The sequence below is a fragment of the Rhodanobacter sp. ANJX3 genome (assembly GCF_014200755.1).
Taxonomy (GTDB): domain Bacteria; phylum Pseudomonadota; class Gammaproteobacteria; order Xanthomonadales; family Rhodanobacteraceae; genus Rhodanobacter.
Map to the genome: position 1 here is coordinate 158,097 of NZ_JACHCM010000003.1, position 11,577 is coordinate 169,673.

The window sequence follows — 11,577 nt, forward strand, 5'->3', positions numbered from 1 at the left end:
GCTGCGGTTTTTTTGTACAGGGAGGACAATGCCCGGCAAGCCTCTGGAGACATCATGCAAAACGCAGCAAACTCGATCGTGAGCATTCGCGGACTGGGCAAGGTCTACGCCTCCGGCCACGTGGCTCTGAAGCATATCGACCTGGAGATACGCCGCGGCGAGATTCTCGCCCTGCTCGGCCCCAACGGCGCGGGCAAGACCACGCTGATCAGCATCATCTGCGGCATCGTCCAACCGACCAGCGGCACGGTGCTGGCAAACGGCTATGACATCGTGCGCGACTACCGCGCCGCGCGTGCGCAGATCGGCCTGGTGCCGCAGGAGCTGTCCACCGATGCGTTCGAATCGGTATGGTCCACGGTCACCTTCAGCCGCGGCCTTTTCGGCAAAGCGCCCAATCCGGCGCATATCGAAAAGGTGCTGCGCGACCTGTCACTGTGGGAGAAGAAGGACAGCAAGATCATGTCGCTCTCCGGTGGCATGAAGCGTCGCGTGCTGATCGCCAAGGCGCTGTCGCATGAGCCGCAGATCCTGTTTCTCGACGAACCCACCGCCGGCGTCGACGTGGAGCTGCGCCACGACATGTGGGAAATGGTACGCGCGCTGCGCGAAAGCGGCGTCACCATCATCCTCACCACACACTACATCGAGGAAGCCGAGGAAATGGCCGACCGCATCGGCGTGATCAACAAGGGCGAACTGGTGCTGATCGAGGACAAGGACGTGCTGATGCGCAAGCTCGGCAAGAAGCAGCTCACGCTGCAGCTGCAGAGTCCGCTGGAGCGCATACCCGACGCGCTGGCCGGCCTGCCGCTGGAGCTGAGCGAGAACGGCGGCGCGCTGGTCTACACCTTCGACGCGCAAGGCGAGCAGACCGGCATCGCGCCGCTGCTGCGCAGGCTCGGCGAGCTGGGCATCGACTTCAAGGATCTGCACTCCAGCGAGAGTTCGCTGGAAGAGATTTTCGTCAGCCTGGTGCATACCGCCAAGCCGTTGGAAAAAAGCGGGCGAAACGGCCAGCCGGAGGCACGCGCATGAATATTCACGCCATACGCGCGATCTACCGCTTCGAAATGGCGCGCACGTTTCGCACACTGATGCAGAGCATCGCCTCGCCGGTGATCTCCACCTCGCTGTACTTCGTGGTGTTCGGCACCGCTATCGGCTCACGCATGGGACATATCGGCGGTGTGAGCTACGGCGCCTTCATCATCCCCGGCCTGGTCATGCTGTCGCTGCTGAATGAAAGTATCTCCAACGCCTCGTTCGGCATCTACCTGCCGAAGTGGTCGGGCACGATTTACGAGCTGCTGTCCGCACCGGTGTCGTATATCGAAGTGGTGCTCGGCTATGTGGGTGCGGCGACGACCAAGTCGGTGCTGCTCGGCATTCTGATCTTGGCGACCGCGCGGCTGTTCGTGCCGTACGAGATCGCACATCCGATCTGGATGGTCGGCTTTCTCGTGCTGACCGCGATCACCTTCAGCCTGTTCGGTTTTATCATCGGTCTGTGGGCGGACGATTTTCAGAAGCTGCAGGTGATCCCGCTGATGGTCGTGACGCCGCTGACTTTTCTCGGCGGCGCGTTCTACTCGATCAGCATGCTGCCACCGCTATGGCAGAACATCACCCTGTTCAATCCGGTGGTGTATCTGATCAGCGGCTTCCGCTGGAGTTTTTACGGCGTGGCCGATGTCAATGTCGCGCTAAGCCTGGGCGCGACACTGGGCTTCATGGCGTTGTGTCTGTTGGTAATCGGCTGGATTTTTCGTACGGGATACAAGCTCAGAAGCTGAGTTTGACGCGAAGAACGGTAGGTATTTCCCCTGCCCGCTGTTTGTTGAAAGCAAAGGGCCGAAGGTTCGCACCTTCGGCCTTTGCGAATATCCGTCCTCGCTTTACCGGCTCGCCTCATGGACGACTGGCAAAAAGCGACGATGGATCAGTCGCGGCGCGCGAACAGCATGCCAAGCACAAAGGCCACACCGGCGGCGATCAGCACGGTGCCGACCGGCTTGTCGGCGGCCAGCTCGCGCACATCGTCCAGCACTTCGCCAGCCTTGGCCTGGGCGGTGCCGGCAACCTGACGGACCTTGCCCTTGAGCTGATGCTCGGCGTCCCCGGTCAGCGCACCGGCGGCATCCTCGATCTTGCCGGCGACGTTGCGGATGGTGCCTTCGACTTCGTTCTTGTCCATTGCGGTATTCCTGCGTGGTAGGGGGGAATGTTGTAGGAAAATCTGAAACGGAGCACGCGCTGCAAAGCTTTCCGCTTAGCGTGCTCCAGTTGCTTGTGATGTCTATTTCTTCAGCGCGTCGCGGACCTTGTCGGCGGCCTCGTCAGCTTTGACCTGCGCCTTGCCAACCTGCTTTTCCGCAGCGCCTTCGAGCTGAGTCTTCTTGTCACCGGTCAATTTGCCGATGGCTTCCTTGACCGAGCCCTTGACCTGCTTGGCGGTGCCGTCGATACGATTCTTGTCCATCGCTATCTCCTCATCATCATGGTCAGTCGATGCCCGACGCACATGGGGTTTGTCGGGCCGGTGAGCAGAATGCGTGATCGCATGTGAAGGAAGAAGCACCAATTGAACCAGTTCGATTAGTGCATTTGCGTGGACAGACAGCGGCGATTAAGTCCTGGGCAGAGGCACTCAGCGCGCACGGCGCGGCTTTTTTCGCACCGTGGGGCGATCGGGGGAATGGCCGAACACGCCACGTTCGCGTGCCCACACGATGGCCTCGCTGCGGCTGTGTACATCGAGCTTGGAATACAGCGCCGCCACGTGGTTGCGCACGGTGTTCGGTGCGAGGCCCAGACGCGCGGCGATCTCCTTGTCGGCCAGGCCTTCGCACATCAGCCCAAGCGTATCGCGCTCGCGCGCGGTGAGGTCGGCCAGCTCGGCGCTGGTCAGTTCGCTGGGCGCGTTGGCACGACGCACGTTGGCCATTTTCTCGATCAGCGTCTGGCTGAACCACGAAGCATCCTTCATCACCGCCTCGATCGCGCTGACCAGCTCCATTTCGCTGCGCTTGCGCTCGGTGATGTCCAGCAGCACCAGCAGGTAGCACGTGGTGCCGTGGATGCTGACGGTCTCGGCAGAGAGCAGGCAATCCAGCAGCTCGCCGGTTTTCTTGCGGATCGCGTACTCCGTGTTTTGCAGGCTGCCCACGGTTTCCAGCAGCTTGCCCAGCTGGGTATTGGCATGGCGATCGTCGAGCAGGCCGATTTCCGCGATGGATTTGCCCAGCACTTCTTCCGGCGCAAAGCCGGTGGTGCCGACGAACGCCTCGTTGACCTCGACCACGTGGAAGCGATCCGAACTGCATACCATGGTCGCCACCGGCGACATGCGGAACGCCTTGGCGAAGCGCTCCTCGCTCTGACGCAGCGCATCTTCGGCCTTGCGCCGCGGCTCCAGATCCATGAAGGAAAACAGCATGCACGCCTCGTCGCCAACTTCGATCGGCTGACCGGCGACCACGACAAACTTGGTACCACCCTCGGGCAGCTTCAGCTCGGCCTGCATCTGCGGAATGGTGGCGCCTTCGCCGAGCCGCTCGATCGCCAGCTCCTTGTTTTCGGCACGCTCCAGCACGTCGAGCTCGTACACCGAATGACCGATCACCTGCTCGCGCGTGTAGCCCGTCATTTCCATGAAGCCCTGGTTGACCTTGATGTAGCGCAGATCGCTGAGGCGACAGATCACTGCCGGCGCGGGATTCGCGTTGAAGGTCTTCTCGAAGCGTTGCTCCGCGCTGGCCCAGTCGGTGGCGTCGGCAATGATCAGCACCAGGCAGTCCGGCGCACCGTCCGCGTCTGTCAGCACCATGCTGCGCACGCGGTGCACCCAGCGCTTTTCTTCATCGCCGGTTGCCACCACCTCGACCACCACGTCGGTAAACGACTCGCCCGCGATGACCCGGTCGATCGGGTAATTGCCGGCAGCGAGGCGATGGTTGTTGCGGTAGCGCAGCTGAAAGCGTTCGCGGTACTCGGTCACCGTGGCGCCGAGCTCGGCGACTTCGCTAATGCCGTGCATGTCCAGCGCGGCCTGGTTGGCCCACATGATCGTCTGGTCCGGCTCGATCAGGATCACGCCGTCGCTCAGTCCGGTGATGATTTGCTGAAGCTGGCGGCGGTCGGTTTGGGTGCGCAGAACGTGATCGGTCATGGAAGTAACTCGTGGATGGCCGCCGCCGCACGGCGGAAAGGGATACATGTTTTTGGCGCTGCCCCAGCCTGCGCTCGAACGTGGGCTGGGGCAGCGCCGGTTGGTGCATCAGTGCAGGTGCACCAAGAATATAGCCCACCGCCGTCAGGGCTTGAGACGAATGCACTAGTCGCGCTGGTGCATTTGCAAGGCGACGCCCCTCGTTCGCCGGCGCAGAATTCGCCCCGACTCATCACACAGAAGCTGCATTTGGACACCTAGACTGCCGCCCGCCTCGCTGGCTCGACGCGGATGGCGGCGACAGATCTAACCGCTTTCATCGACTCACACCATTCATCATCACCTGAGGAACACGCATGACCACCTACGTAAACCCCGAGCAACAGCCACGTATTTCATGGGGCGCGATTTTTGCCGGCTGCTTTATTTCGCTGATCGCCTACCTGGTGCTGAGCGTGCTGGGCACGGCCATCGGTGCCAGCACCATCGACCCGCTGGGCGATGCCAATCCGCTGAGCGGCTTCGGCAAGGGCACCGGCATCTGGCTGGGCGTTACTACCCTGATCGCGATCCTTGTGGGCGCCTTCGTCGCCGGCCGCTCCGCACCGGGCCAGGGCGGCCTGCACGGCGTGCTGAGCTGGTCGCTGACCACGTTGATCACGACGTATCTGGTGGCCTCGTTGGCTTCCGGCATTGCCGGTGCCGCTACCGGCGCGGTCGGCAAGGGCCTGTCGCTGGCGGGTGACGGCGTCGCCGCTGCGGCGCCGCACATCGCCTCCGGCGTCAAGGACGAGCTGCAGAAAAATGGCATCAACTTCGACTTCACCGATCTGCAGACTCAGCTGGACACCTTGCTGCGCCAGACCGGCAAGCCGGAACTGGACCCGTCCAACCTGAAGGCCACCGCGCAGCAGGCTGCCAATGACGGCAAGGACACGGCCCAGCAGACGGCCACCACGCCGCAGCAGACCGATCAGCAGCTCAGCGACTGGTTTGCCCGCGTGAAGCAGGAAGGCCAGCCGGCGCTGAATGCCGCCGACAAGGATGCGCTGGTCAACATCGTGGCCGCCCGCACCGGCAAGTCGCACGACGAGGCGCAGCAGATCGTCGACAACTATGCGCAGACCTATCAGCAGGCGATGGCGAAATTCCAGCAGCTGAAGCAGGAAGCCGAGCAGAAGGCGCGTGAAGCGGCCGACGCTACCGCACGTGGCGTGTCGAAGGCGGCCTGGGGTGCGCTGGTGCTGCTGGTCCTCGGTGGCTTGATCGCCTTCTTCGCCGGCCTGTTTGGCTTTGCCCGTCGCCCGGTGACCGCGGTGGTGGTGAAGCGTCCTTACGAAGTCGACTGAGGCTTCAGGACAACGATGGCACTGACGCCTCGGCGCAGCGCTTCGCACATAGCCTTGAAGATATCGCCTTAAAGCATCGCCCCGACGCTCACACGTCGGGGCGATTTCTTATCTGCCTACAGCAGCGAATCGCACCTAGCGCATGCGCATGCCGCCGATCTGCGCATCCTTGTCGGCCCACAAGGTATTGACCCAGGCCTGGAAACTGTCGCGGAACGCGGGATCGGCTTCGTAGTCGCCCCGCAAAGCGGCGGTGATTGGGAGCTCGCGCACGTGTACGCGAATCTCGCTGACCCGGCCGGCGATCAGATCCATCATCGTGTATGGGCCATCGGGATAGACGATGGTGACGTCGAGCATCGCATCCAGCGCATCGCCCATCGCATCGAGCACGAACGCCACGCCGCCGGCCTTGGGCCGCAGCAAATACCGATAGGCGGATTTCTGCTTGTCGTGCTTGGCCGGGGTAAAGCGCGTGCCCTCGACGAAGTTCATCACCGACACCGGCATGTGCCGGAATTTTTCGCAGGCGCGGCGCGTCGCCTCCATGTCCTTGCCCTGCAGCTCCGGATGCGCGGCAAGCGTTTCCTTCGAGTAGCGCTTCATGAAAGGGAAATCCAGCGCCCACCAAGCCGGCCCCAGCAGCGGCACCCAGATCAGCTGGCTCTTCAGGAAAAAACGCAGGAACGGGATGCGCCGATTGAAGATCTTCTGCAGCACCGGAATATCGACCCAGCTCTGGTGGTTGCACAGCACCAGATAATTGCCGTCGTAACGCAGCTCGTTCAGGCCATCGACCTGCCAGCGCGTGCGGGTGAACCAGTCGAACATGCCGCTATTGACCGCGATCCAACTCTCCGCGATCAGCACCAGGCCGCGCGACAACGCCAGCCGGATGCCGCGAATCGGCAGGATCACCTTGAACAGCGTCAGCAGGAACAGCGGCGTCACGTGCACCACGATGTTCAGTGCAAGGAGCAGCATCACCAGCGGTACGCGAATGAAACCAGGAAGCTTTGCGAGCATGAAAGACCAATCGCGGGGGAGGACAAGTTGCTGCAGAGTAGCGCCCCGGCGCGACGCCGGGAAACCTTTGTGCGGCCGAGCCTCTACATCAGCAGCTTGCGCACCTTGATCAAGGCCGCAATAAAGGTGTCGATTTCCTCGCGCGTGTTATAGAACGCAAACGACACGCGCACTGTGGCCGGTACGTCGAAAAACTGCATCAGCGGATGCGCGCAGTGATGGCCGGAGCGCACGGCCACGCCTTGCAGATCGAGCAAAGTGGCCAGATCGGTGGCTTGCGCCCCTTCGATCAAAAACGAGATCACCGCCTCTTTTTCGCTTGCCTCGCCGAACAGGCGCAGGCCGGGAATCTCGCGCAGCCGCTCGGTGGCGTAGCGCAGCAGATCCTGCTCCTGCGCATGGATGGCGTCGAAGCCGACGCTCTCGTAGTAATCGATAGCCGCGCCCAGGCCGATAAAGCCGGCGATATTGGGCGTGCCAGCCTCGAACTTGTGCGGCGGCGGTGCGAAGCTGGTGCCGCTGAAGCTGACTTCGCGGATCATCTCGCCGCCGCCGAAGAACGGCGGCATGGCTTCGAGATGTTCACGCTTCGCCCACAGCGCGCCCGTGCCGGTCGGCCCCAGCATCTTGTGGCCGGTGAGCGCGTAGAAATCGCAGCCCAGCGCCTGCACGTCGACCGGCCTATGCGGGACCGCCTGCGAACCATCGACCAGCAGCGGGATGCCGCGCTTTTTGCACTCGCGCGCGATCTCGCGCACCGGATTGACCGTACCCAGCACGTTCGACACGTGCGCCACGCAGGCGAGCTTTACCTCGGGCGACAGCATGGCGACAAACTGTTCCACGATCAGCTCACCGCGCTGATTGATCGGCGCCGCCTTGACCGTCGCACCCGTGCGCGCCGCCATCAGCTGCCACGGCACGATGTTGGCGTGGTGTTCCATCACCGTGGTGAGAATCGCGTCGCCCGCTTTCAACTGCGGCAGCACATAGCTGTAAGCGACCAGATTGATCGACTGCGTCGTACCCGAAGTGAGGATCAGCTCGTTGCGCGACGTGGCGTTGATGAAGCGCGCCAGCTTGTCGCGTGCTCCCTCATACGCTGCCGTCGATTCCTCACCCAGCTGATGCACGGCGCGCGCCACGTTGGCGTTGGTTTCGCGGTAGTGCCGGTTCATCGCCTCGATCACCGCCTGCGGCTTCTGGCTGGTGTTGGCGTTGTCGAAGTACACCAGCGGCTTGCCATCGTGGACAGTACGCGAGAGCACGGGGAAATCCGCACGAATGTGCTGGATATCGAACACGGGCTGGGTTTTGGGCTGTGCGTTCATGGGCAGGATGTCGCTTCCTTCAATGCTGTGGCAGCTGCGCGATCAGCAGCTCCGCCAGATGTTCACGCAGCGCGTCGTTCGGCAGATCGTCGAGCACGGCGCGACAGAATGCGGTGGTGAGCAGCGCGCGCGCCTCGTGCAGCGGAATGCCGCGCGAGCGCAGATAGAACAGCGCACGTTCGTCGAGCTGGCCGACCGTTGCGCCATGTGCCGCCTTCACCTCGTCGGCGTAAATTTCCAGTTCGGGCTTGGTGTCGATTTCGGCGTTCGGCGACAGCAGCAAATTCTTGTTGCTGAGGCTGGCATCGCTGCCATCCGCGCCGGGCGCCACCACCATTGCGCCGCGAAACACGCCGCGCGCACGATCGCTGGCCACGCCGCGCCAGTTCGAGCTCGATCGCGTGTTCAACGCCTGATGGCGGATAGCGAGCTGCGTATCGATATGCTGACGCCCGTGTGGCATGAACACGCCACGCGTATCGAGCTGCGCGCCGTCACCGATCAGCTCGGCCTGCAGATCGTGACGCACCAGCGCGCCACCGAGCTCCAGCACATGCAAAGTCGCACAAGCTTTCGTATGCAGACGAAGGCGGCTCTGGCGAATCAAGGTGTCAGTGGAACTAGCATTCTGCAGCAGCAAGTGATGCAGCAACGCGCCTTCGCGCAGTTCGATATCGCTCACTAGCGTCGCCAGATGCGACGACTCACCGCTGCCGATGTGCTGCTCCACCAAACTCAGCTCGGCGCCCTCAGCCAGTTCGATGATGTGGCGCACGTGCCAAGCTACGGAGGCGTCCGCAGCGGCGCCGACGAACACCAGCTGCACCGGCGCGCCGATCTTCTGATGTGCCGCCACGCGCAGCACCACGCCATCGGCCGCGCTGGCCGCATTGATATGCGTGAACGCATCGCTGGCGCCACGCGCGTGCCCCATCGAAGCGGAACGCGACAGCGCGAAGCGCAGCGGTTCGGCGTCGCCCTTCAAGGCGTGCGACAGCGGCTGCAGGGTGAGACCGGGCGGCAGCGTATCGATCGCCGAAAGATCAGCGCGAAACGCACCGTTGACGAACACCAGCCGCGGACCCTCGACGCCCGGCAAGACCAGCGTCGATGCGTCGACCGTACGCGTCTGTGCGTCGGCATCGCCGGACACAAAACGGCGCTGCGACAGCGCGCGCAGGGCGGTGTACTTCCACGCTTCGACGCGCGTATCGGGCAAGCCGCCAGCAACAAACGCTTCACGGTTTTCATGCCGCATCGCGTCCAGCCAGCCGATGCCGCTGGGCGGCAGCGGCGCATCCAGTAGCGCGGTCACCAGCGGCAGCGGCGCCGGCTGGTTCATACCGACGCTCCCGCCGGGTGGCGCTCGGCGACACCGGCGTAGCCCTGCGCTTCGAGCTTCAGCGCCAGCGACTTGTCGCCGCTTTCGACGATGCGGCCATCGGCCAGCACGTGTACGAAGTCCGGCACCACGTAATCGAGCAGACGCTGATAGTGGGTGATCATCAGGAACGCGCGCTCGGGCGAACGCAGCGTGTTCACGCCCTGCGCCACCTGCTTCAAGGCGTCGATATCGAGACCCGAATCGGTTTCGTCGAGAATCGCCAGCTGCGGTTCGAGTACGGCCATCTGGAAGATCTCGTTGCGCTTTTTTTCACCGCCGGAAAAACCTTCGTTGACCGCGCGATGCAGCAGCTCGTCGGAGATCTGCATCACCTTCAGCTTCTCTCGCACCAGCTTGAGAAACTGCATGGAGTCAAGTTCCTTTTCGCCGCGTACCTTGCGCTGCGCGTTGAACGCCGCGCGCAGAAAGTAGGTGTTGTTGACGCCGGGAATTTCCACCGGGTACTGAAACGCCAGAAACACGCCGGCCGCGGCGCGCGCTTCCGGGTCAAGCGCCAGCAGATCGATGCCGTTGTAGATCACCGAACCGGCGGTGACTTCGTAACCCTCGCGACCGGACAACACGTTGCCCAGGGTGGATTTGCCCGCACCGTTCGGTCCCATGATGGCGTGCACTTCGCCCGCGTTCACGGTGAGGCTGAGCCCCTTGAGAATTTCCTTGCCCTCGACGCGGGCGTGCAGGTTTTCGATTTTCAGCATACTCATTACTTTGATCCCACGACGGCCATGGAACACACGCCATGGCCTTGCAATTGTTGGTAACCACCGATGCCACTTCTCACCGCCGATGACTTCAAGTCACAGATGGCGATGATGGGCTCGTCCAGCACAAATCCGTTTTCGGAAGGATCCGACAGCCAGCCCGCGCGCTGCGGCTCATCGTTGACGGAAAAGCTCAATCCCCACGGCACGGGCCGATCACCGACATGGGATATCCATACAAATCGGCGAATCGGCCCGATCTGAAAATGTCCGCGGGCATCAGCGACAACCTCCAGGGTCTTCGCCTTGGCGACAGCGTGGCCGGACGCGTCGAGCCGGTCGATCAGTTGGATATGCGCATGGGGCACCGGCCCACCGGAGTTCTCGATGCTGCCGATGATCTCGGGCGCGCTCAGCTCGTGATGCGGCCACGGCACGCAGGCGCTCAGCGACAGCGGCGCGGCACACAGCAGGCTGAGTTGGATAAGGCTCCATTTCGCACTCATTTCTTCGACGCTACCGCAACTTTCAGCTTGCAGGGACCCATGCCGACGACGGCGATATCGCCCTCGATCACGCTGGACTTGCTGTCAGCCGCCAGATCGCACTGTGCGGTGACGACCATGTTGGGCACCTCGCCCAACATGTCCGGATCGGATACCCAGCCGACGTTCCAGGTCTGGCCGTCTTGCGACATGCGCAGCCCCCACGGCACGGTGTGCTGATCCACCTTGAACAGCGGGTTGTCGATCCTGCGCGCCTGCTGCTTGATCGGCCCCAGCGTGAAATGACCCTGCGCATCGGTGACCGCTTCCTGCGTATGGGCTCCGGGCTGCGGCTCGCCCGATGCGTTCAACACGTCGACCAGCTGCATGTGCATACCTTGCACCGGTTGGCCCGCACGCGTCACGGTGCCGCTGATCTGCGGCGCAGTGAGATATCGGTGCTTGATCGGCACACTGCAGCCGACGACGCCGGCAGCGGCCAGTACACAGAGCAAAATCCTTGAAGACGACGTCATGCCGCGATCCTTCTGAAGAGGAAATGCACGATGGTTTTGAAACTCATGGAGATGCCTCGACACGGGCATAACTCGTTGCCAACACATCGATCGCCTTGCGGCTCATCAGGCAGGCGAACCACTCGCGCAGCACGTCGGCGCCCAGCGATTCGTAGAACGCGATGGACGGCGTATTCCAGTCCAGCACCGACCACTGCAGCCGCGGCAGGTTTTCATCGACGCAGCGCTGCGCCAGATGCGCAATCAGTCTCTTGCCGATGCCGTTGCCGCGAAACGCGGGCCGCACGAACAGATCTTCCAGATAGATGCCGGCGCGGCCGAGAAAGGCCGAATAATTGTAAAACCAGAAAGCCATACCGGCGACTTCACCATTCCACATGGCGATATCGCAGTGCGCACGCGGCGCGGGGCCGAACAGGTCACGCGCGAGATCGGCTTGTGTCGCGTCGACCTCGTGGAGCAGCTTTTCGTAATCGGCCAGCTCGCGGATCAGCGCCAGAATCTCGCCCACATCCTGCACGTTTGCCGGTCGCAGCTGCAGCAACGATTCCGTTTTATCCGCCACGACGCTCA

The 11,577-nt window shown here is 62.6% G+C and carries 13 protein-coding genes; 3 read left to right on the forward strand and 10 right to left on the reverse strand.

From position 1 onward, the window contains the following. Positions 1-54: 54 nt before the first annotated feature. On the forward strand, positions 55-1,038 hold the full coding sequence (locus tag HDE76_RS09215) for an ABC transporter ATP-binding protein (protein WP_179479488.1): 984 nt from the start codon (positions 55-57) through the stop codon (positions 1,036-1,038). Further along, entirely contained in the window at positions 1,035-1,796 is a 762-nt protein-coding gene (locus HDE76_RS09220) for an ABC transporter permease (RefSeq protein WP_179479486.1), read from the forward strand. Before HDE76_RS09215 ends, HDE76_RS09220 begins: the two co-directional genes overlap by 4 nt. 146 nt (positions 1,797-1,942) lie before the next feature. On the opposite strand, the gene HDE76_RS09225 is transcribed toward HDE76_RS09220, so the two are convergent. The 3 genes from HDE76_RS09225 to HDE76_RS09235 all read right to left on the reverse strand — a co-directional run bounded on the left by HDE76_RS09225 (position 1,943) and on the right by HDE76_RS09235 (position 4,171). Continuing rightward, a complete protein-coding gene (locus HDE76_RS09225; protein WP_179479484.1) occupies positions 1,943-2,197 on the reverse strand; it encodes a CsbD family protein in 255 nt (84 codons plus the stop codon). A gap of 102 nt (positions 2,198-2,299) precedes the next feature. Then, positions 2,300-2,482, reverse strand: coding sequence for a CsbD family protein (locus HDE76_RS09230; RefSeq protein WP_184506914.1), 183 nt, complete (start codon positions 2,480-2,482; stop codon positions 2,300-2,302). Positions 2,483-2,650: 168 nt separating this feature from the next. Continuing rightward, a complete protein-coding gene (locus HDE76_RS09235; RefSeq protein ID WP_179479480.1) occupies positions 2,651-4,171 on the reverse strand; it encodes a helix-turn-helix transcriptional regulator in 1,521 nt (506 codons plus the stop codon). Between the two features lie 356 nt (positions 4,172-4,527). On the opposite strand from HDE76_RS09235, the gene HDE76_RS09240 reads away from it, so the two are divergent. After that, on the forward strand, positions 4,528-5,520 hold the full coding sequence (locus HDE76_RS09240; RefSeq protein WP_184506917.1) for a hypothetical protein: 993 nt from the start codon (positions 4,528-4,530) through the stop codon (positions 5,518-5,520). Positions 5,521-5,655: 135 nt separating this feature from the next. Here HDE76_RS09240 and HDE76_RS09245 read toward each other — a convergent pair whose 3' ends face one another. The 7 genes from HDE76_RS09245 to HDE76_RS09275 all read right to left on the reverse strand — a co-directional run bounded on the left by HDE76_RS09245 (position 5,656) and on the right by HDE76_RS09275 (position 11,569). Next, positions 5,656-6,546, reverse strand: coding sequence for an acyltransferase (locus HDE76_RS09245; protein WP_184506920.1), 891 nt, complete (start codon positions 6,544-6,546; stop codon positions 5,656-5,658). Between the two features lie 83 nt (positions 6,547-6,629). Continuing rightward, positions 6,630-7,877, reverse strand: coding sequence for a cysteine desulfurase (locus HDE76_RS09250; RefSeq protein WP_179479474.1), 1,248 nt, complete (start codon positions 7,875-7,877; stop codon positions 6,630-6,632). Between the two features lie 19 nt (positions 7,878-7,896). Further along, positions 7,897-9,219 carry a Fe-S cluster assembly protein SufD gene (sufD, locus tag HDE76_RS09255; protein ID WP_184506923.1) on the reverse strand — a complete coding sequence of 441 codons (1,323 nt, stop codon included), beginning with the start codon at positions 9,217-9,219 and terminating at the stop codon, positions 7,897-7,899. Further along, complete coding sequence (gene sufC / locus HDE76_RS09260) at positions 9,216-9,980, reverse strand: Fe-S cluster assembly ATPase SufC (RefSeq protein WP_179479764.1); 765 nt, start codon at positions 9,978-9,980, stop codon at positions 9,216-9,218. Before sufC ends, sufD begins: the two co-directional genes overlap by 4 nt. 5 nt (positions 9,981-9,985) lie before the next feature. Further along, positions 9,986-10,420, reverse strand: coding sequence for a hypothetical protein (locus HDE76_RS09265; protein ID WP_184506926.1), 435 nt, complete (start codon positions 10,418-10,420; stop codon positions 9,986-9,988). Positions 10,421-10,485: 65 nt separating this feature from the next. Next, entirely contained in the window at positions 10,486-11,004 is a 519-nt protein-coding gene (locus HDE76_RS09270; protein ID WP_184506929.1) for a hypothetical protein, read from the reverse strand. A 43-nt stretch (positions 11,005-11,047) separates the two neighbouring features. Further along, on the reverse strand, positions 11,048-11,569 hold the full coding sequence (locus tag HDE76_RS09275; protein WP_343205684.1) for a GNAT family N-acetyltransferase: 522 nt from the start codon (positions 11,567-11,569) through the stop codon (positions 11,048-11,050). Positions 11,570-11,577: the final 8 nt, after the last annotated feature.